Annotated in this window: 18 protein-coding genes; 9 read left to right on the top strand and 9 right to left on the bottom strand. The window is 71.2% G+C overall.

The annotated features are described in order from the left end of the window. Window position 1 precedes the first annotated feature (1 nt). Window positions 2-943, bottom strand: coding sequence for an NADP-dependent oxidoreductase (locus AB0L75_RS29145; RefSeq protein WP_365186587.1), 942 nt, complete (start codon window positions 941-943; stop codon window positions 2-4). A 113-nt stretch (window positions 944-1,056) separates the two neighbouring features. Here AB0L75_RS29145 and AB0L75_RS29140 point away from each other — a divergent pair, with 113 nt between their 5' ends. From AB0L75_RS29140 to AB0L75_RS29130, 3 genes are all read left to right on the top strand, one after another. Continuing rightward, a complete protein-coding gene (locus AB0L75_RS29140) occupies window positions 1,057-1,356 on the top strand; it encodes a hypothetical protein (RefSeq protein WP_365186584.1) in 300 nt (99 codons plus the stop codon). Window positions 1,357-1,525: 169 nt separating this feature from the next. Then, window positions 1,526-2,548, top strand: a complete 1,023-nt coding sequence (locus AB0L75_RS29135) for a phosphotransferase family protein (RefSeq protein ID WP_365186581.1) — start codon at window positions 1,526-1,528, stop codon at window positions 2,546-2,548. A gap of 6 nt (window positions 2,549-2,554) precedes the next feature. Continuing rightward, window positions 2,555-3,769, top strand: coding sequence for an acyl-CoA dehydrogenase (locus AB0L75_RS29130; RefSeq protein ID WP_365186579.1), 1,215 nt, complete (start codon window positions 2,555-2,557; stop codon window positions 3,767-3,769). Between the two features lie 536 nt (window positions 3,770-4,305). Here the strand turns inward: AB0L75_RS29130 and AB0L75_RS29125 are convergent. The 3 genes from AB0L75_RS29125 to AB0L75_RS29115 are packed head-to-tail and all read right to left on the bottom strand — an operon-like array spanning window position 4,306 to window position 7,363. Continuing rightward, window positions 4,306-4,899, bottom strand: a complete 594-nt coding sequence (locus tag AB0L75_RS29125) for a TetR/AcrR family transcriptional regulator (protein ID WP_365186576.1) — start codon at window positions 4,897-4,899, stop codon at window positions 4,306-4,308. 26 nt (window positions 4,900-4,925) lie between these two features. Next, window positions 4,926-6,593 (bottom strand): AMP-binding protein, encoded by a 1,668-nt coding sequence (locus AB0L75_RS29120; protein WP_365186574.1) that lies wholly within the window; start codon window positions 6,591-6,593, stop codon window positions 4,926-4,928. After that, on the bottom strand, window positions 6,590-7,363 hold the full coding sequence (locus tag AB0L75_RS29115; RefSeq protein WP_365186571.1) for an SDR family NAD(P)-dependent oxidoreductase: 774 nt from the start codon (window positions 7,361-7,363) through the stop codon (window positions 6,590-6,592). Before AB0L75_RS29115 ends, AB0L75_RS29120 begins: the two co-directional genes overlap by 4 nt. Window positions 7,364-7,557: 194 nt before the next feature. Here AB0L75_RS29115 and AB0L75_RS29110 point away from each other — a divergent pair, with 194 nt between their 5' ends. Further along, window positions 7,558-8,778: a DUF1343 domain-containing protein gene (locus AB0L75_RS29110; protein WP_365186568.1), complete on the top strand. Its 1,221-nt coding sequence runs from the start codon at window positions 7,558-7,560 to the stop codon at window positions 8,776-8,778. 93 nt (window positions 8,779-8,871) lie between these two features. Further along, window positions 8,872-10,164 (top strand): serine-threonine protein kinase, encoded by a 1,293-nt coding sequence (locus AB0L75_RS29105; protein WP_365186565.1) that lies wholly within the window; start codon window positions 8,872-8,874, stop codon window positions 10,162-10,164. Between the two features lie 22 nt (window positions 10,165-10,186). Here AB0L75_RS29105 and AB0L75_RS29100 read toward each other — a convergent pair whose 3' ends face one another. Beyond that, window positions 10,187-12,973: a penicillin acylase family protein gene (locus AB0L75_RS29100; RefSeq protein ID WP_365186563.1), complete on the bottom strand. Its 2,787-nt coding sequence runs from the start codon at window positions 12,971-12,973 to the stop codon at window positions 10,187-10,189. A gap of 219 nt (window positions 12,974-13,192) precedes the next feature. On the opposite strand from AB0L75_RS29100, the gene AB0L75_RS29095 reads away from it, so the two are divergent. From AB0L75_RS29095 to AB0L75_RS29085, 3 genes are all read left to right on the top strand, one after another. Next, on the top strand, window positions 13,193-13,795 hold the full coding sequence (locus AB0L75_RS29095; protein ID WP_365186560.1) for a hypothetical protein: 603 nt from the start codon (window positions 13,193-13,195) through the stop codon (window positions 13,793-13,795). A 211-nt stretch (window positions 13,796-14,006) separates the two neighbouring features. Then, window positions 14,007-14,798: a 3-keto-5-aminohexanoate cleavage protein gene (locus tag AB0L75_RS29090; protein ID WP_365186557.1), complete on the top strand. Its 792-nt coding sequence runs from the start codon at window positions 14,007-14,009 to the stop codon at window positions 14,796-14,798. A gap of 103 nt (window positions 14,799-14,901) precedes the next feature. Then, window positions 14,902-15,969 (top strand): RNA ligase (ATP), encoded by a 1,068-nt coding sequence (locus AB0L75_RS29085; protein ID WP_365186554.1) that lies wholly within the window; start codon window positions 14,902-14,904, stop codon window positions 15,967-15,969. Between the two features lie 25 nt (window positions 15,970-15,994). On the opposite strand, the gene soxR is transcribed toward AB0L75_RS29085, so the two are convergent. Continuing rightward, the gene (gene soxR / locus AB0L75_RS29080) at window positions 15,995-16,453 is read right to left on the bottom strand and encodes a redox-sensitive transcriptional activator SoxR (RefSeq protein WP_365186551.1); all 459 of its coding nucleotides are present in this window, start codon (window positions 16,451-16,453) and stop codon (window positions 15,995-15,997) included. A gap of 114 nt (window positions 16,454-16,567) precedes the next feature. Here soxR and AB0L75_RS29075 point away from each other — a divergent pair, with 114 nt between their 5' ends. Then, window positions 16,568-17,029: a MaoC family dehydratase gene (locus AB0L75_RS29075; RefSeq protein ID WP_365186549.1), complete on the top strand. Its 462-nt coding sequence runs from the start codon at window positions 16,568-16,570 to the stop codon at window positions 17,027-17,029. 34 nt (window positions 17,030-17,063) lie between these two features. On the opposite strand, the gene AB0L75_RS29070 is transcribed toward AB0L75_RS29075, so the two are convergent. From AB0L75_RS29070 to AB0L75_RS29060, 3 genes are all read right to left on the bottom strand, one after another. Further along, a complete protein-coding gene (locus tag AB0L75_RS29070; protein ID WP_365186547.1) occupies window positions 17,064-17,687 on the bottom strand; it encodes a TetR/AcrR family transcriptional regulator in 624 nt (207 codons plus the stop codon). 73 nt (window positions 17,688-17,760) lie between these two features. Beyond that, on the bottom strand, window positions 17,761-18,048 hold the full coding sequence (locus AB0L75_RS29065) for a YiaA/YiaB family inner membrane protein (RefSeq protein ID WP_069783954.1): 288 nt from the start codon (window positions 18,046-18,048) through the stop codon (window positions 17,761-17,763). Window positions 18,049-18,116: 68 nt separating this feature from the next. Next, window positions 18,117-19,268: an acyl-CoA dehydrogenase family protein gene (locus AB0L75_RS29060; RefSeq protein WP_365186692.1), complete on the bottom strand. Its 1,152-nt coding sequence runs from the start codon at window positions 19,266-19,268 to the stop codon at window positions 18,117-18,119. Window positions 19,269-19,341: the final 73 nt, after the last annotated feature.

Below are 19,341 nucleotides of genomic sequence, written 5' to 3'. Positions count from 1 at the left end.
TCTACGTCCCTGTCCCCCGGTCCACCGTGACCACGATCTTCCCGCGGGTGCGGCCCTCCTGGTTCAGGCGGTGCGCGTCCGCCGCCCGCTCCAGCGGGAACGTCTCCTGGACGTGTACCGAGACCACGCCCTGCTCGGCCAGCCCGGCAAGTGTGCTCAGGTCCTCGGCGTCGGGGCGGACGAAGCAGTAGCGGCCGCCACGGCCCAGCACCGCCGGGTCGGCGATCGAGGCCAGCCTGCCCTCCGGGGTGAGCAGGTCGGCTGAGGCCCGCAGCACGTCGCCGCCCACGGTGTCGAAGACCGCGTCCACGCCGTCCGGGGCGAGCGAGCGCACACGTTCGGCCAGGCCCTCGCCGTAGGTCACCGGCTCGCCGCCGAGGCCGCGCACGAAGTCGTGGTTGCGCTCGCTCGCCGTACCGATCACCCGGGCGCCGCGGTGGACGGCGATCTGGACACCGAGGGAGCCGACCCCGCCGGCCGCCGCGTGCACCAGCACGGTCTCGCCCTGCCGGACGTCCAGCGCCTTGACGAGGACCTGGTAGGCGGTGAGCCCGGCGAGCGGGAGTCCGGCGGCCTCCTCGAAGGAGAGGTTGCGCGGCTTGCGGGCGAGGGTGCGCACGGGCGCGGCGACGTACTCGGCGAAGGTGCCGCGGGAGAGGAAGTCCTCACGGCAGTAGCCGATGACCTCGTCGCCGGCGGCGAACTCCGTGACCGAGACGCCGGGCCGGACGACCACCCCGCTGACGTCCCAGCCGGGGATCACCGGGAAGACGGCGTCGAGGAACGCGTCCAGATGGCCCTCGCGGCACTTCCAGTCGACCGGGTTGACGGCCGCCGCCCGGACCTCGACCAGCACCTGGTCGGGGCCGACCTTCGGGTCGCGCAGCTCGCCGTACTCCAGCACCTCGGGTCCGCCGTAGTGGCGGTAGCTGATGCCCTTCATGCCCTCGACCCTCCGGGGTACTCGGACGCCACGCAAGCGGTATGCACCGATATGCCCCGCTTCGCGCGTAGCGTGTCCGCCGTCATACCCCCGTACCCCCGAAGGTGAGCACCATGACCATCCTTCACCAGGAACACACCGCACACGGCACGCACCGCCACGGTCCGGGCTGCGGGCACGACGCCGTACGGCACGGCGACCACCTGGACTACGCGCACGACGGACATCTGCACCGCGAGCACGACGGCCACTGGGACGAGTGCGAGCCCGCCGGGCACACCGTCCACGACGGCCATGAACATGTGCACTACGACGAGTGCGGGCACGCCCAGGTGCGGCACGGCGACCACATCGACTATCTGCACGACGGACACCGGCACGCCGAGCACGACGGCCACTGGGACGACCACTGACCGGGCACAGCACACGGACCGACGGCTCCCCGGGCAGCGCACCGGGGAGCCGTCGGCCTATCGTGGCTCCGGTCACGTTCGGCGCTTTGCGGGGCACATGCACTGGACGGCATACCGACCGGTCGGCATCATGAGTCGGGTCCTGTTCACCCGTTCGTAGGAGCCATGTATGAGCGCCGACCACCCGCCCGGACTCGACCTGGACCGGCTGCGCGCCCTGCTCGACCGCGAGCGCCCCGGTCTGGTGACCGGCCCCCTGACCGGCCGGCTGATCGAGGGCGGACGGTCGAACCTCACCTACGCCCTCTCCGACGGCGCCGCGAAGTGGGTCGTACGGCGGCCCCCGCTCGGTCATGTCCTGGCCACCGCGCACGACATGAAGCGCGAGCACCGCGTGATCAGCGCCCTGCACCCGACCCGGGTGCCGGTCCCGCGCCCGGTGCTGCTGTGCGAGGACGAGGAGGTGCTCGGGGCGCCGTTCTACGTCATGCAGTTCGTCGAGGGCACCCCGTACCGCACGGCGGACCAGCTCGCCCCGCTGGGCGCCGAGCGCACCCGGAACGCGGTGCTGTCCCTGGTGGACACGCTGGTCGAGCTGCACGCGGTGGACCCCGCCGAGGTGGGCCTCGCGGACTTCGGGCGCCCCGAGGGCTTCCTGGACCGGCAGCTGCGCCGCTGGGGCAAGCAGCTGGACGCCTCCCGCAACCGCGAACTGGCCGGCATCGACGAACTGCACGCGGCCCTCGGCCGGTCCCTGCCCGCCTCCCCCGCCCCGGCCGTCGTCCACGGCGACTACCGCCTCGACAACGTCCTGATCGGGGACGACGACGAGATCAAGGCGATCCTCGACTGGGAGATGTCCACCCTCGGCGACCCGCTCACCGACCTGGGCCTGCTGGTGATGTACAGCCGGCCGCTGGGCATGGCCGACTCCCCGGTCTCCACCACCGCCGAGGCCCCGGGACACCCGGCCCCGCAGGAGCTGATCGAGCGGTACGCCGCGCGCTCGGGGCGCGACGTCTCGGCGGTCTCCTGGTACACGGCGTTCGCCTGGTTCAAGCTCGCCGTGATCCTGGAGGGCATCCACTACCGGTACACGCTGGGCCAGACGGTCGGGCGCGGCTTCGACCGGATCGGCGACCTGGTACCCGTCTTCATCGACCACGGACTGACCACTCTTCAGGAAGGCTGACCGGACATGGACTTCGCGTTCGACGCACGCACCGAGGAGCTGCGCGCCAAGCTGCTGGCCTTCATGGACGAGTACGTCCACCCGGCCGAGCCGGTCGCCGAGGAGCAGCGGGCCGCGCTGGCCTCCCCCTGGGACACCCCGGCCGTGGTCGAGGAGCTGAAGGCCGAGGCCCGCAGGCAGGGTCTGTGGAATCTCTTCCTCCCCGACGGCGAGTACGGCGCCGGGCTGACCAACCTCCAGTACGCGCCGCTCGCCGAGATCACCGGCCGCTCCCCGCATCTCGCGCCCACCGCGACGAACTGCGCCGCGCCGGACACCGGGAACATGGAGGTGCTGGCGCAGTTCGGCAACGAGCAGCAGAAGAAGCAGTGGCTGGAGCCGCTGCTGGCCGGTGAGATCCGCTCGGCGTTCGCGATGACCGAGCCGGAGGTGGCCTCCTCGGACGCCACCAACATCACCACGCTCATAGAGCGGGACGGCGACGACTACGTCATCACCGGCCGCAAGTGGTACATCTCCGGCGCGATGAACCCGGACTGCAAGATCTTCATCGTGATGGGCAAGACGGACCCGGACGGCGCCGACATCCGCCGCCAGCAGTCGATGGTCCTGGTGCCGCGCGACACGCCGGGCGTCACCGTCAAGCGCGCCATGCAGGTCTTCGGTTACGAGGACCACTCGCACGGCGGCCACGCCGAGGTGATCTTCGACCACGCGCGCGTGCCGGTGTCGAACCTGATCGGCGAGGAGGGCGGCGGCTTCGCCATCGCCCAGGCCCGGCTCGGCCCGGGCCGCATCCACCACTGCATGCGGCTGATCGGCATGGCCGAGCGGGCGATCGAGCTGATGTGCCGCCGCGCCGTCTCCCGCACGGCCTTCGGCAAGGCGCTGGCCCAGCAGGGTGTGGTCCAGAACTGGATCGCCGACGCGCGGGTCACCGTCGAGCAGCTGCGGCTGCTGGTGCTGAAGACGGCCTGGCTGATGGACACCGTCGGCAACAAGGGCGCCCACACGGAGATCCAGGCCATCAAGATCGCCACCCCGCGCGCGGTGGTCGGCATCCTGGACCGGGCCATCCAGCTGCACGGCGCGGGCGGGGTGAGCCAGGACTTCCCGCTGGCCGAGCTGTACGCGAGCGCCCGCACCCTGATGCTGGCCGACGGCCCGGACGAGGTCCACCAGCGGTCGCTGGCGCGGCGGGAGCTGAAAAAGTACGTCTGAGCCGCGCTGCTCGGCAAGGGGTCGAGGACAGCCCGCGGATGCGGGGCGCGCCGAATGCGGCGCGCCCCGCATCCGCTCAGTAGGTTCGTCCGGAACCTGGGGCGGGAGCTGGGCGCCGATCTGTTCGATCAGCGGCCGTGGCGGGACCGGCCGTCGGCCGGGTGTCCGTCGGTACGGTCCAGGCGCTGAACGGCGTCGACCTGCCCGCAGAACTAGCAGCATTCCACCGGGAGTTCCCCGGCATCCAGGTATATCCGCGCGGGACGCGACGGCCGCCCAGCCGCCCGAGGGCCTCACCGCGTACGCCACCTGGCACGGGGAGCTGGTGCTGATCACCGCGCCGGGGCACCCCCTGGCCGAGGCGGGCCGCACCTTCATCAGGGAGGTACCCAGCGGCCTGGACCGCCGTATCACCTGTGATGTCACCCGGATCGGGCTGCTGGTGGACCTGGTCCGGGCCGGGATCGGGGGGCGTTCATGCCGCGGGCCATCGGCGGGCCGCGGAAGCCGGCGGCCGCCGCCCCCCGTCCGTCACCTCACGGGCGCAGCGCCCGCAGCAGCAGATCGGCGAGGTGGTCGGCGACCTGCTGCGGGGTGAGGGGGCCGTCGGGGCGGTACCAGGTCGACAGATGGTGGACGGAACCGAAGTGGTAGTCCACGACCAGGTCGGCCGGGGTCGCCGTGGAGAAGACGCCCTCCTTCTGGCCCTCCTCGATGAGCGCGCGGAACCGTTCGTGATAGCGCCGGCGCTCGGCGCGGACCTGCTTGTTCTTCTCCGGGCTGAGGTGGTGCATGGACCGGAAGAAGATCATCGCGTCGTCGAGGTTCTCGATGGTCGTGACCACCACGTCCGCCGCCGCGCCTCTGAGCCGCTGCTCCACCGGCGCGTCCATGCCGGCGAAGTGATCGAGCCGCTCCATCTGGACGCGCAGCACGCGCGCGTACACCTCGTGCAGGAGGTCGTCCTTGGAGCCGAAGTAGTGGTACAGCGCCCCCTTGGTGACGCCGGCCGCCTCCACGATCTCCTGCACGGAGGTGCGGTCGTACCCCCGCTCCGCGAAGAGCCGGGTGGCGGCGGCCAGGAGCCGCTGCGGAACAGGTGCTCCATCTCCGTCCGTCGTCCTGGGCACTGCCGCCACCTGCCTTTCCGTGATGCTTATCGAATGTCCTGCGCGCGGGAGCGCAGTTCCCGACGGAGGATCTTCCCACTCGCCGTCTTGGGCAAGTCGGGCAGGATCTCCACCTGGCGCGGGTATTTGTAGGCGGCCAGTCTCTCCTTGCAGTACACGGCGAGTTCATCCGGGTCCGCCTCGGCGCCCGGACGCAGGCTGATATAAGCCTTGACGGTCTCGCCACGGTATCCGTCGGGGACGCCGACGACGGCCGCCTCGCGCACCGCCGGGTGGGTGTACAGCACGTCCTCGACCTCGCGGGGCCACACCTTGAAGCCGGACGCGTTGATCATGTCCTTCTTGCGGTCGACGACATACAGCCAGCCCTGTGCGTCCATGAAGCCGATGTCGCCGGTGCGCAGCTCACCGCCCGGGAAGGTCTCGGCGGTGGCGTCCGGTCGCCGCCAGTAGCCGGGAATCACCTGCGGGCCGTGTACGACGATCTCGCCCTGCTCCCCGAACGGCACCTCCGCGCCCTGCTCGTCCACGATCCGCACGAGCGTGTCGGCGCCGGGCACGCCCACCGACAGCGTCCCGGAGACGGGATCCACGGGCGCCTCCAGGCCGGGCGGGACGGCGGCGCAGGGGCCGGAGCACTCGGTGAGGCCGTAGCCGACGCGGATGTACGGCCCGAAGAGCCCGCGGAACCTCTCGACCAGGGCCGGTGGCACGGGGGCGCCGCCCGAGGAGATGTTCACGAAGGAGGCGAAATGTCCGGGCGTGGCGTCCGGGTGCGCGGCGAGCGCCATGAACGCGGTGGACGGGCCGACCGTGTAGTGCGGGCGGTGCTCGGCGAAGGCCTCCAGGACGAGTCCGGGCTCGAAGCGGTAGGCGAGCACCAGGGTGCCGGCGCTGTTCAGACAGGCGCCGAACTGGCAGACCATGCCGGTGATGTGGAACAGCGGCGCGAGCGCGTAGTAGACGGGCGCATTTGGCAGCGCGAGCCCGGTCCGCTGCCGCTCGGCGTTGTGCATGATGTTGCCGTGCGTGTTGGTGGCGCCCTTGGGTGTGCCGCTCGTCCCCGAGGTGTAGCTGATCAGCGCGATGTCGTCCGGACGCGGGGCGCGGCCCTCGGGCGCCTTGCCGCCCTGCCGGGCGACGGCCACGAGATCGTCGGCGTCCGGCGCCTGGGGCAGCCGCTCGAAGGCGAGCACGCGCGCGTCGTTGCGCGTCTGGAAATCCAACTCGCACCCGGTGAGCACGATCCGCACCGGCGAGTCGGCGGCCGTGTCCCGCAGATACGACTCCCAGGCCCGGTCGGTGCAGACCAGCGCGGTCACCTCGCCGTCCCGCAGGACGTGGCCCACCTCGCCCGACTTGTACATGGGATTGACCGGGACGACGGTCGCACCGGCCTTCCAGGCGCCGAGGACGGCGAGCACGAAGTGCGGGGAGTTCTGCAGCAGCACGGCCACCCGGTCGCCGGGCTCCAGCCCGCGCGCGGCGAGATGGGCGGCGACGGAGTCGCTCAGCTCGTCCACCTCGCGGTAGCTCAGCCGGGCGTCGAAGTAGGCGAGGAAGGTGCGCTCGGGCGCCTCGGCGGCGGCCGCGCGCAGCGCGTGCACCAGGGAGTCGGCGGGCTCGACCGGACCGCGCTGGGCGTCGTTGAGCAGCGCCAGCCAGGGCCGGTCCGCATACCGGGAAGCGCTCACCGGGCCTCCTCCCACTTGCGCTGGATGTGGTTCATACCGCTCAGCCAGCGGCCCGGATCGGTGGCCCGCGCCTGGTAGTACTCGGCCACCTCGGGGTGCGGCAGGATCAGGAAGCGGTCCTCCTCTATGCCCCGGAACAGGGCGTCGGCGACGGCGTCCGGTTCGATCGCGGTCGACTGCAGCACCAGCTCCCCGGCGCTGCCGGTCGCGGCCAGCATGTCCGTCCGCACGCCCTGCGGACAGATCGCGTGCACCTTCACACCCCGGTGGCGGTACGTCAGCGACAGCCACTCGGCGAAGGCGTAGGCGCCGTGCTTGGTGACGCTGTAGGACGGGGCGCCGATCATGGTGAGCAGCCCGGCGGCCGACACGGTGGACACGAACCGCCCCACGCCCCGCTCCAGCCATCCGGGCAGCAGCTCGTGCGCCGCCCGGACATGCGCCATGACGTTCACGTCCCAGGACACCTCCCAGGACCTCTCGTCGAGCGGCCCGCCCGCGCCACCGCCCTCGAAGGCGACCCCGGCGTTCGCGCAGTAGACGTCGACGGTGCCGCCGAGCGCGTCGCGGGCGTCGCCGACGATCGCGGAGGCGTCGCCGGGCACGGCGATCCCGCCGATCTCCTCGGCCACCGCCTTGGCCTTCTCGGCATCCAGGTCATTGACGACGACCCGCGCCCCTTCGGCGGCGAACCGCCGGGCCAGCGCGGCCCCGATCCCCCCGCCCGCCCCCGTGACGACCACTCCCGCATCCTGCACGGATTCCACCATCGGTCTCCTTCGACACGACTTCGCGCGGCGCGCACCGGCTCTGGTTCAGCCCAGACTAACCAGTCGGTATGTGTAAAAGGAAGGGTGACTGCACCAACCTCAAGGGGCGCGGGGCTGTATCGATGTGCGGCTTCGCCGCGCGGGCGCGAGCAATCACATACGGCGTGCACATCCCACACGACGGAGGCCACCCCATGCACCTGTCCCGACGGAACCTGCTCGCATCGGCCACGATGGCGACCCTTCCAGCCGTACGCCGACACGGCGAACCCCTGTGCACCGGGTTCGAAAGACTCGCATCCGACGGTTACTCCCTGCTGAAGGGCCGGCGCGTCGGAATCGTCACCAACCCCACCGGCGTCACCCGCGACGTCCGGCACATCGTCGACGTCATGCACCAGGACACCCGCGCCGGGCTGACGGCAGTCTTCGGCCCCGAGCACGGCTTCCGAGGCACCGCGCAAGCGGGCGGCTCCGAGGGCCGCTCCACCGACCCGGCGACCGGCCTGCCCGTCTACGACACGTACCTCAAGAGCGGCCGGCCCCTCGCCGACATCTTCTCCGCCTCGGGCGTCGACACGGTCGTCTTCGACATCCAGGACGTGGGCGCCCGCTTCTACACGTACATCTGGACGCTGTACGACTGCATGGAGGCGGCCCAGCTCGCGGGCAAGCGGTTCGTCGTCCTCGATCGGCCCAATCCGGTGACCGGCGGCGAGGCCCAGGGCCCGGTCCTGCACAAGGAGTTCGCCACCTTCGTCGGCCGGCAGCCGATCGCGCAGGCGCACGGGATGACCGTCGCGGAGCTGGCGCGGCTGTTCAACGGGGAGTTCCTGAGCAAGCCCGTGCCCCTGGAGACCGTGCTGATGACGGGCTGGAAGCGCGATCAGTTCTATGACGCCGCAGGCCTGCCCTGGGTGCCGCCGAGCCCGAACATGCCGACGCAGGACACGGCTCTCGTCTACTCCGGCACCTGCATGTTCGAGGGCACCAACGTCTCCGAGGGCCGGGGCACGACCCGCCCCTTCGAGCTGCTCGGCGCCGAGGGCCTCGACGGCCGCTGGGCCGCCGCCGCGAACGAACTCGCGCTGCCCGGAGTGCGGTTCAGGGAGGCGTACTTCGCGCCCACGTTCTCCAAGTTCGCGGGCAGGACGGTCGGCGGGGTGCAGATCCATGTGCACGACCGGGCCGCCTACGACCCCGTACGCACCGGGATCGCGCTGCTGGTGACCGTGCGGAAGGTCTGGCACGGGTTCGCGTGGCGGTCGGACAACTGGATCGACAAGCTCACCGGCTCCGCGCGGGTGCGCACGATGATCGACGCGGGGGCCGGCGCCGACGAGGTGACCGGCGCCTGGCAGGAGGAGTTGACCGCGTTCCGGCGGGTTCGAAAGGAATATCTCCTCTACACGTGAGCCGCCGTGTATGGCCAAACGTGCCCCGGAGCAGGACGATGCGTCCGCGACACATCGTCGCCTTTCGTTTCCGGGGGGACGAGGGAGCCTGGCATGGCGGATCCTGGGATGAGCGTGACTCCCTACTGGGAGCTGACCTTCGACGCGGACGGGGACGTGGACGGCTCCGAACGCGACCGGCTGGTGGCGCAGGCGACCGAGCACGGCGTCCGTGACCTGCTCGTCTTCGCGCACGGCTGGAACAGCGACCGCTCGGGCGCTACCGCGCTGTACCGCCGCTTCTTCGCCCCGATACCGGCACTCGCCCCGCGGGCCCGGCTCGGATACGTCGGCGTGATCTGGCCGTCGATGCGGTTCAGCGACGAACCGATCCCGGACTTCCCGAAGTCGGCCGCGGCCGCCGCGACACAGACGGCCGGGCTGGACGGGGACACCCGGCAGGCCCTGATCGCGGTCTTCCCGGACCAGGCGCCCCTGATCGACCGGCTGGCCGGGGTGCTGGACGAACGGCCGGACGGCGCCCAGGGGCTGGCGGAGTTCGGGCGGCTGGTGCGGCAGCTGATCGACGCCGGGTCGCGGCCCGGCGTGGCCGACACCGGGGAGGAGGGCGAGCCGGACGCGTTCACCAAGGACCCGGCCGCCGCGTGCGAGGAGTTCGCCCAGGCGCTCGCGGCGGTGCGGTCCGCGGACACCTCGGCCGGGTTCAGCATCCCGAACCCCTGGGAGGGCGCCAAGGAGCTGCTGCGCCAGGCGACGTACTACACGATGAAGCGGCGTGCCGGGACGGTCGGCGAGCAGGGACTCGGGCCGGTGCTCGGCAGGTTGGCCGGGGCGGCGCCCGGGGTGCGGGTGCATCTGATGGGGCACAGCTTCGGCGGGCGGCTGGTGTCGTTCGCGCTGCGCGGGCTGCCGGACGGAGTGCGCACGGTGAAGTCCGTGACCCTCCTCCAAGGTGCCTTCTCGCACTACGTGTTCGCGGACCGGGTGCCGCAGGCCCCGGACCGGGCGGGGGCGCTCAAGGACCGGCTGCGGCGGATCGACGGGCCGCTGGTGTGCTGCTACTCGCAGTACGACATGGCGCTCGGCACGTTCTATCCGCTGGCCTCCCGGCTGGCCGGGGACGACCGCTCGTATCTGGGCAGCGAGATCGCGGCCCTGCTGGGGCCGGAGTGGGGCGCCCTCGGGCACGACGGGGTGCAGGCGGTGCCGGGGACCGCCGGGCTGGACCTCGCGGCGGCCCTGAACGGTGCGCTGCCGGCGTCGGGCTGCGTGAACGTCGACGCGGCGGCCGTGGTCCGGCGCGGGGGCCCGCCGACCGGGGCGCACAGCGACATCGCGCACCCCGAACTGGCGCGGTTGGTGCTGGCAGCGGGCCGCATCGTCTGACCCGCCGCCAACGACCGCCGGCCTACCGGTGTGATGTGTACTCGACCACCTGCTGGAAGGTCGGCCGGTTCTGCCAGCTGATGTTGTAGTGCTTGATGCCGCCCAGGGTGCGCTGGACGATCGAGTCGGCGCACCACTGGTCGCCCGCCGAGCACAGGGAGTCCCCGGGGTAGACCGTCGACGCGCCGGTGCCGGCAGCCGTCTTCAGGGTGCCGATCAGGATGTCCCGGCAGGCGCTGAGGCTGCCGCCGCCGCAGTACTTCTCGGCGAGCCCGCCCTGCACGTTCTCCCCGAGCACCGCCCGGATGTCCTTGTCGACATAGCTCCACCAGCCGTACTGGAAGGAGCTTCCGGCATGCGAGCCGGTCGGGCCGTGTCCGGCGGACGGGGCCTCGTCGATCGACAGGTTGCCGGTGAAGGCGGTGTACAGATCGCTGCCGAGGCCCGGTTCGAACTCCGCCTTGACCAGCAGCGGCCACCAGGCGTCCAGGATGCGGATCGCGTCGGCGTCGGCGTAGGTCTTGGAACCGGCGGACGTCTCCGTGCGCCCCGCCCCCGCGTCCACCCACGCCTGGAGCTTCTTCACCGCGTCGGCGGCCGTGGGGTCGGTCACCGTCGAGGAGTCGACCACCTTGAGCAGCTTCGGCAGCACATCCTCGGCACGCAGATCGGCGACGGCCGCGTCGGCCATGGCCTGCACCAGCTTGCTGCGGGTCACCCCGCCCGCCGCGACCAGCTTCTTCACCCGGTCCTGCAGCAGATTGCCGCGGTGCACGGAGCCGTCGCCCCAGGACGCGGTCGTGTAGTCCTTGGCCTGCTTGTTGTTCCAGGAGACGTAGTAGTCCTGGTCGACGGAGTTGGGGTGGGCGGAGGCCGGGGTGTAGTCGGCGGTGTTGGTGGCCGGGTCCCAGTTCTGCCACTCGTACGCGGGCTGGGCCCAGACCGGGAACTCGGAGTCGACGCCGGCCGCCCGCACCGGGTTGTCACCGCTGTTGTAGTACGCGGTGTGCTGGGAGTCGGCGTAGAACCAGTTGAAGGTGTAGTTGATGTGCTGGGCCGCGCTCTGGAAGTCCTTCGGGCCCTTGACGAAGTCGGGGTCGTTCAGCATCTGGAAGCCGATGATCGAGTCGGCCTCGTGCAGATACGAGGAGCGCAGCGTGGTGTAGGCGACCTTCTTGCCGCCGACGGTCGCGCGGTACTCCACCGGCCCGTACCTCGTGCGCCACACCCGCATCGTGTACGACCCCGCCGGCGTGCCGTCGGCCGTGGTCGGCGACCAGGCGTTCTTCTGCTCGACCTTGTCCATGGCCGTACAGGTGCCGTGGTACAGGTAGTGGTAGTCGTCCTGGCACAGTTCGACGGCGTAGGTGTCGATGATGTCCTGGCCGGAGGTGGTCGCGGACCACGAGTAGTCCTGGCCGCGGCCGAGTTCGACGTACATGCTCAGCCCCGCGAAGGAGGCGCCGCGCGCGCTGATGCCCGGGCCCTGGATCTCCTGGAGCATGAGCAGCTGCGGGGCGAAGTAGCCGGTCTGCGGCCCGAAGACGGCGATCGGATGCCCGCTGGCGGTGTACTTGCCGCTCACGACGAGCGCGTTGGACATCCCGCGCCTGGCCGAGCCGAGCGTGGTCTTCGCCGCGGTGGCGGAGGTGCTCTTGGCGGCCGCCGTGCCCGCGCTGCCCGTGCGGTCGTAGACGAGCGGTTCCTGGGTGACCGAGCCGGCGTCGGGCAGGGCCTCGCCCTTCGCGTCTGCGGGCTTGGTGCCGTACGGGAAGCTCTCGCCGTCGTGGACGGTCAGGACGGCCTCGGGGTCGTTGCGCTCGCGGAAGGACTCCCAGACCTTGGTGCCCTCCTCGACACCGTACTTGGACTGTGCGGCCATCAGCGAGAGGGCGTTGTTGACCTCACCGCCTCCGCCGGAGCCGAACAGCGAGCCGATGACGGAGGCCAGTGCGACCAGGTCGGTGATCTTGAAGTGGTCAATGGTCCCGGAGTTGGTGATCGGGTCCTTGTGGCCGGTCAGGTCGTACTCGCCGGGGAAGTAACGGCCGCTGTCCGAGGCGTCGATATAGGCGTTGATGCCGGCGAGGTAGGCATTGGCGTCGGCCAGGGCCTGCTGACCGCGGGCGCCGTTCTTCGCCACCGCGTTGTCGATCTGCGCCTGCAGGTCGGCCTCGGTGTACGGCGCGTTGCGGTAGAACTCCTGCTCAAGGCCCTGGTTGGCGGCCGCGCCGCCGGCGAAGGAGGTCAGCTGGCCGCGGCCGACGTGCCGGAAGACGTCCATCAGCCACAGCCGGTCCTCGGCCGCCGCGTAACCGGCGCCGTACTCGGTGCCGTACCGGGTCGTACCGGTGATGTGGGGCACACCGGACTTCTTGTCCCGGACGATCGTCACATCGCCGCGCCCGCCGGGCTTCTCGGAGGAGGCGACCTGGTCGGACGGGACGCCGAACGAGGAGTCGTTGAAGAAGTTGTTGATCGTCGAGTCGGTCAGGCCGGAATAGCCGGTGGCGAGCTTGGCGTACGGGCCGAGCTGGTCCTCGGCGTGCGAGGGCTGGGTGCCGAAGGCCTGGTTGAGCAGGATCTGCGCGAGCGTCGCGTTGCCGTTCTCGCCGGGCGGCAGGATGTCCGAACACTGGCCGCCGCAGTAGTCGTTCGAGGCGATGGCCTCGGCGGCGGCCGCGGTCCGGGTGAGCGGGGAGAGAAGTCCGCCGACGAGTACGCATATCGACGCGGTCTTCAGGAACCCGCTGAAGCGGCGGGACGTTCTCAGTCTGTCAAGGGCGGTACGTGGGGTTCGCCGTGGCATGGCGGCTCCTAGCGACAGGGGTGGCCGAACGTTACCGCCGGTATCCCCAGGTTTAAAGGTGAACATGCGTCACTTTTGGAGTCGGCGAGTAGAGCGCACGAGAAGACCGCGAGAAGAGATGGAGCCGAATCACCTGTCGATACGTCTATTCGGCGACGTCCGTGCGACGACGCCGAAGTGACCGAAGTGCAGGTGCAGGTGTGACGGAGGTGCAGGGCGATGGCCGGTTTCCGGAGTCTGGCGAGACAGGTACGCGACCCGGGCTGCGATCTGGCACTACGGCGATACTCACTGCGCAAGTGCCTTGAGAAATTCGCCCCTTACGGGCATCGGGCGACCTGGGACCATCTGTGCTCCCGGGCGGGCTTCGGCCCCGAGGACCGCTCCCCCGACTCGGTGCGGCTCGTGGCCGCGCTGGAGGAGCTGGAGGAGGCGCGGTCCGTCTGGCTCGCCTATGAGACCGACTTCACCGAGCGGCGCAGGAAGGAGAAGCACGACGGGCTGCGCCGGCCGGGCAGCGTGGACGACTGGCACCGGCTGACCTGGGGCGGCTTCGGGGTCGCCTGGTGCGACGACCCACGGGTCCACCCCGGCGAGCCGCTGGGCGAGGTGCTGCGCCGGCTGATCGCCGCGCTGAACCATGAACCGGGCTCGGGCTGCCCGGTGTGCGGCGGGTACCGACTGATCTGGCGCTACGGCCTGGACCACGAGCCGTCGTCCGGCCCGGTCTGCACGGACTGCGGGATACTCGTCCCCCGCCCCGTGCTCACTCCACAGGCCCTGGCATCCGCGAGGCGGGGGCAACTGCTGGTGTCGGCCTGAGTGTTGGGGGGTTCCTTGGGGGATCCTTGGGGTGCGCTGGGGGATGCCGCACCCTGGCGGGGCTGTATCGATGCGCGGCTCCGCCGCGATGAGGGTCCCCCCGGGTTCGAGCGAAGCCGGGACTCGGGGGAGCGATCAGCCATGAAGGCGGGGCAGGCGACCGACGCCCCATCGCGGCACCACGGCATACGGCACTTCGAGGAGGAGCGCGATGCAGGCCTGCCTGAACGGCCGCCGATCCCCGGCGGACAGCGCCGCCGTTCCCATGTCACCCGAGGACATGGCGCGTTCCGCGGCGGAGGCGGTCGCGGCCGGGGCCACGCAGATCCATGTCCACCCGAAGACGCCGTGCGGGCACGACAGCCTCTCCCCGCGCGTCCTCACCCCGGTGCTGGAGGCGATCCGGGCGCGGGTGGCGGTGCCGGTCGGGGTGACGACCGGAGCCTGGGCGGAGCCCGATCCGGCAGCGAGGCTCGCCCGGATACGAAGCTGGTCGGTGCTGCCCGACTTCGCCTCCGTCAACTGGCATGAGCCGGGCGCCGAAGCGGTCGCCGCACAGCTGCTCGCCCTGGGCGTGGGCGTCGAGGCGGGCATCTGGTCCGGCACCGACGGCGCGGCCCGGTTCGCGGCCTCGCCCCTCGGGCCGAGGGTGCTGCGCGTGCTGGCGGAGGTGACCGACCCGGACCCGGCGACCGCCGAGGCCTCGGCGCGGGCCCTGCTGGCCGGCCTCGGGGAGGCGTTCGCGCGGCCGGTCCTGCTGCACGGCGAGGAGGGCGGCAGCTGGCCGGTGCTGCGGCTGGCCGGACGGCTGGGCCTCGCGACCCGGATCGGCCTGGAGGACACCCTGTTCCTGCCCAACGGCCAACGGGCTTCCGGAAACTCCCAGTTGGTGGCCGAGGGGCGGGTCCAGTACGGGTCATTTGCAGCGGTCGCCGTAGGGCAGGCCGAGCCGCCCGCCACCGGGCGAGGACGAACGCCTCCAGGGCCGAGATCACGACGTTAGCAGGCCCGAATCCGGTCGCTCCACCGCTTTCCCGTGCGGACAGTTGGAGGTGATGAAACACGTCTGACGGGCATCGATGTGCCCGCACACCCGAGGAGTTGTGATGTCGACGCTGCGCGTCACCGCCGAAGTGCTGACCGTCCACGAGCATCCGAACGCCGATGCGCTGGAGCTGGCCCAGGTGGGCCTGTACCGAGCCGTTGTCGCCAAGGGCGCGTACCGCACCGGTGAGGTCGCCGTCTACATCCCCGAGCAGTCCGTGCTCCCGCCCGGGCTGATCGAGGAGCTGGGCCTGACCGGGCGGCTGGCGGGCGGTGAGGCCAACCGGGTCAGGGCGGTGCGGCTGCGCGGCGAGCTGTCGCAGGGCATCGTGTGCCGGCCGAAGGCACTCGCGGACGTCGACCTGGCGCGGGCGGCGACCGACGGCACGGACTTCGCCGAGCGGCTGGGCATCACCAAGTGGGTGCCGCCGATCCCGCCGACCATGAACGGCGAGGTGGAGTCCGCGCCCGGCCTGCTGCCGTGGGTCGACATCGAGAACGTCCAGCGCTACCCGGACATCTTCGCGCCGGGCGAGCCGGTCGTCCTGACGGAGAAGCTCCACGGCTCGGCCTGCCTGCTGACGTACGTCGCCGAGGAGGGCCGGGTGTACGTGTCCTCCAAGGGCTTCGGCGCCAAGTCCCTGGCTCTGAAGGAGGATCCGCGGAACCTGTACTGGCGGGCGATGCGGGGGCACGGCGTCGCCGAGGCGGCGGCGAGGCTCTGCGCGCGGCTGGGCGCCACACGGGTCGGCATCTTCGGGGAGGTCTACGGCGCCGGGGTGCAGGACCTGTCGTACGGCGCCGACGGTCGGCGGGAGACACTCGGGTACGCGGCGTTCGACGTCTCGGCGGAGATCGACGGCACCGTGCGCTGGCTGGACGCGGCTCAGCTGCTGGAGGGGGAGCTGCCGGTGGTTCCCCGGCTGTACGCGGGGCCGTACGACATCGAGCGGGTGCTGGAGTTCGCGAGCGGCCGGGAGACGGTGTCGGGGCGGGGGCTGCATCTGCGGGAGGGCGTGGTGATACGGCCGGCCGTGGAGCGGTACAGCGCGGTGACCGGGGGCCGGGCGATCGCCAAGGCGGTGAGCCCGGCGTATCTGACGCGCAAGGGCGGCACCGAGTACGAGTGAGGCCGCGGCGTCCCCTGGCCGAGTCTCAGCGCCCCTCCGCGAACAGCCGCGACCCCGTCAGCCGTTCGCCGAACACGTCGTCCGGGTTGGAGAGGACGCAGTTGTCCAGGGAGAGGCAGCCGCACCCGATGCAGTCGGTCAGGTGGTCGCGCAAACGGTTCAGCTGCTTGATGCGTTCGTCGAGTTCCGCGCGCCACCTCTCGGACAGCCGCGCCCAGTCCTCCCGCGTCGGTGTCCGCTCCTCCGGCAGCTCCGCCAGGGCGTCCCGGATCGTGGCCAGCGGGATGCCCACCCGCTGCGCCGCGCGGACGAAGGCGACCCGGCGCAGGGTGTCGCGGCCGTAGCGCCGCTGGTTGCCGGTCGTGCGGCGGCTGCTGATCAGGCCCTTGGACTCGTAGAAGTGCAGGGCGGAGACAGCGGCGCCGCTGCGCGCGGACACCTGGCCGACGGTCAGCTCATGGATCGTCTCGGGAATCTTGGGCACTCCCCAGAGCCTAGAGCCTGTCCGGCGGACCGGGGCGTGCCGGTCCGTTGACAGGCGCCCCGGACCCGACCATGCTAAGCAGTTGCTTAGAGACGCGAGCGAGAGGCCGGGATCATGGCAGAACCGAGGACCTTCACCTCCCCCGACGAGCTGAAGGCCGCCGTCGGCGAGCAGCTGGGGTACACCGACTGGCTGGAGGTCGACCAGAAGCGCATCGACCTGTTCGCCGAGGCCACCGGCGACCACCAGTGGATCCACGTGGATCCGGAGAAGGCGGCGGCGGGTCCCTTCGGGACCACCATCGCGCACGGCTATCTCACGCTCTCCCTGCTCCCGCTCTTCGGCCCGCAGCTGATCCGGGTCGAGGGCGTGAGGATGGGCGTGAACTACGGCACGAACAAGGTCCGCTTCCCCGCCCCCGTCCCCGTCGGCTCCCGGCTGCGCGCCACCGCGAGGATCACCGGTGTGGAGGACGTCACCGGCGGTGTCCAGGTGAGCATCGCCTTCACCGTGGAGCGCGAGGGCGGCGACAAGCCGGTGTGCGTCGCGGAGTCGGTGTCCCGGTACTACCTCTGAGCCAGGGCGCCGCAGGACCCCTGCGCCAGGGGCCCTACTCCGCCCCGACCATCCGGAGCACGAGGTCGGCGTAGAGCGCGCCGACCTCCTCGGGGGTGCGCGGGCCGTTCACGGTGAACCAGCGGGCCACGTCGATGCACAGCGACAGCACGGCGAGGGTGGTGCCGTGGACGTCCGGCACGTCGAACTCGCCCGAGGCCACGCCCTCCTCGATGATCCCGCGCACCTCGGCGTCGACCTGGCGGCGCAGCGCGACGATCTCGGCGCGGGCCTCGGGGCCGAGGGCGTCGAGTTCGTACTGCACGACCCGCGCGGTGGTGCGCCGGCCCGCGTGCCAGCGGACGAAGGAGCTGACCGCATCGGCCAGCCGCTCCTTCGCGGTGCCCTCGCGCCGCGCCGCCGTGCGCAGGATGTCGAGGGCCTTGTCGTGACCGATCCGGCTGATCCGGTGGAGCAGCTCTTCCTTGGTCTTGTAGTGGATGTAGAGCGCGGCCGGGCTCATGCCGGCGCGGCCCGCGATGTCGCGGGTGGTCGTCGCGTGGTAGCCGCGCTCGGCGAAGGCCTCCACGGCGGCGACGAGCAGCCGCCGGGCCGCGTCAGGGGTGACCTGTTCCCACGGCTCCACTTCGCCGCCGGTCGTCTCCTCCGCCGTACTCATCGCTCGCTGGCCCCTCTCCGTGACAGGAGCACCACCATACCGCCGACGGTGAGCGAGCGCTTAGCATGCCTGCTCAGATCTTCTCGAAGGGGTCGTGCTCGGCGAGGAGCTTCTCCAGCCGCGCCTGGTCGACCCGGCTCACGATCTGCCCCGCCTCCTGCCGGTCCCTGATCACCTTGGCGAGCGTGAAGGCGGAGGTGACGAGGTACAGGACCGCGATCGCGAGGAAGCCCCGGACCCAGGCGCTGGTGTCCAGCTGGTAGATGCCGATGGCGGTGGCGGACATGGCGACCGCGAAGGAGGCGACGGCCTGGCCGTAGAAGGCGGCCGTGCTCTGCTGCTTGACCGGTGTGTCACTCATGCAGAAGAGCATCGGCGGACGTGGCCCGCGCCACATCCGCCGAAGTACTCAGGGGTGTACTCAGATGCTCAGAACGCCGAAACCCCGGTCAGGGAGCGGCCGATGAGCAGCTTCTGGATCTGGCTGGTGCCCTCGTAGAGGGTCATCACGCGGGCGTCGCGCAGGAGTTTGCCGGCCGGGTACTCGTCGATGTAGCCGTAGCCGCCGAAGACCTGCAGGGCGTTGTTGGCGGCGCGGACGGCAGCCTCCGAGGCGAACAGCTTGGCCTTGGAGGACTCGACGGCGAACGGCTGCCCGCGGTCGATCAGGTCGGCGACCCGCCAGGTGAGCAGCCGGGCGGCGTCCACGTCGACGGCGATGTCGCTGATCAGCTCCTGCACCAGCTGGTGATGGGCGATCGGCCTGCCGAACTGCTCGCGCTCTCCCGCGTACCGCACGGCCGCGTCCAGCGCCGCCTGGGCGATGCCGACGCAGCCCGCGGCCACCGACATCCGCCCCTTGGCCAGCGCCGACATGGCGACGGAGAAGCCCTTGCCCTCCTCCCCCAGCAGCGCCGAGGCGGGCACCCGCACGTCCTGAAGGACCAGCTCGGCGGTGGCCTGGCCGCGCAGGCCGAGCTTGCCGTGGATGGTGCGGCGGGTCAGGCCGGGCGTGTCGGTGGGCACGAGGAAGGCGCTGACGCCCTTGTGGCCGGGGGCTTCGGTGGAGCGCGCGAAGAGCAGGACGACGTCCGCCCAGGTCCCGTTGGTGATGAACATCTTCGTGCCGTTGATGACGTAGTCGTCGCCCTCGCGTACGGCACGGGTGGTCAGGTTGCCCGCGTCGGAGCCGGTGCCGGGTTCGGTGAGGCCGAAGCAGCCGACGTACGCGCCCGCGGTCAGCCCCGGCAGCCAGCGCCGTTTCTGCGCCTCGTCGCCCCAGGCGGCGATGGTCTTGGCGACGAGCCCGAGGGACACGGACACGATGCCGCGCACGGAGGAGTCGCCACGCCCCAACTCCTCGGTGACCAGGCAGTACGCGAGATGGTCGCCCCCGGAGCCGCCGTACTCCTCGTCGACGGTCAGCCCGAGGAAGCCGACCTGGCCGAGCTTCTTCACGATGCTCCGGTCGACCTCCTCGGCCCGGTCCCACTCCACGACATGCGGGGCGATCTCGCGCTCCACGAAGGCCCGGGCGAGCTGCCGTACGGCGGCCTGCTCCTCGCTCAGCTCCAGGTTCACCACGCGATCACCCCACACCAGATGGATCCACACCGGATGGATCTTGAAAGCCGTACATTTAAATTAGCACTGC

The sequence above is a fragment of the Streptomyces sp. NPDC052101 genome (assembly GCF_040680235.1).
Lineage (GTDB): Bacteria > Actinomycetota > Actinomycetes > Streptomycetales > Streptomycetaceae > Streptomyces.
Note: the sequence above shows the minus strand (reverse complement) of the source record. Positions and strands in the feature narration are given on the sequence as shown.

Bases quoted from the DNA above. Each gene is read 5' to 3' on its own strand.
- AB0L75_RS29145 (WP_365186587.1), bottom strand. From the start codon at position 943: ATGAAGGGCATCAGCTACCGCCACTACGGCGGACCCGAGGTGCTGGAG.
- AB0L75_RS29140 (WP_365186584.1), top strand. From the start codon at position 1,057: ATGACCATCCTTCACCAGGAACACACCGCACACGGCACGCACCGCCAC.
- AB0L75_RS29135 (WP_365186581.1), top strand. From the start codon at position 1,526: ATGAGCGCCGACCACCCGCCCGGACTCGACCTGGACCGGCTGCGCGCC.
- AB0L75_RS29130 (WP_365186579.1), top strand. From the start codon at position 2,555: ATGGACTTCGCGTTCGACGCACGCACCGAGGAGCTGCGCGCCAAGCTG.
- AB0L75_RS29115 (WP_365186571.1), bottom strand. From the start codon at position 7,363: ATGGTGGAATCCGTGCAGGATGCGGGAGTGGTCGTCACGGGGGCGGGC.
- AB0L75_RS29110 (WP_365186568.1), top strand. From the start codon at position 7,558: ATGCACCTGTCCCGACGGAACCTGCTCGCATCGGCCACGATGGCGACC.
- AB0L75_RS29105 (WP_365186565.1), top strand. From the start codon at position 8,872: ATGGCGGATCCTGGGATGAGCGTGACTCCCTACTGGGAGCTGACCTTC.
- AB0L75_RS29100 (WP_365186563.1), bottom strand. From the start codon at position 12,973: ATGCCACGGCGAACCCCACGTACCGCCCTTGACAGACTGAGAACGTCC.
- AB0L75_RS29095 (WP_365186560.1), top strand. From the start codon at position 13,193: ATGGCCGGTTTCCGGAGTCTGGCGAGACAGGTACGCGACCCGGGCTGC.
- AB0L75_RS29090 (WP_365186557.1), top strand. From the start codon at position 14,007: ATGCAGGCCTGCCTGAACGGCCGCCGATCCCCGGCGGACAGCGCCGCC.
- AB0L75_RS29085 (WP_365186554.1), top strand. From the start codon at position 14,902: ATGTCGACGCTGCGCGTCACCGCCGAAGTGCTGACCGTCCACGAGCAT.
- AB0L75_RS29075 (WP_365186549.1), top strand. From the start codon at position 16,568: ATGGCAGAACCGAGGACCTTCACCTCCCCCGACGAGCTGAAGGCCGCC.
- AB0L75_RS29070 (WP_365186547.1), bottom strand. From the start codon at position 17,687: ATGAGTACGGCGGAGGAGACGACCGGCGGCGAAGTGGAGCCGTGGGAA.
- AB0L75_RS29065 (WP_069783954.1), bottom strand. From the start codon at position 18,048: ATGAGTGACACACCGGTCAAGCAGCAGAGCACGGCCGCCTTCTACGGC.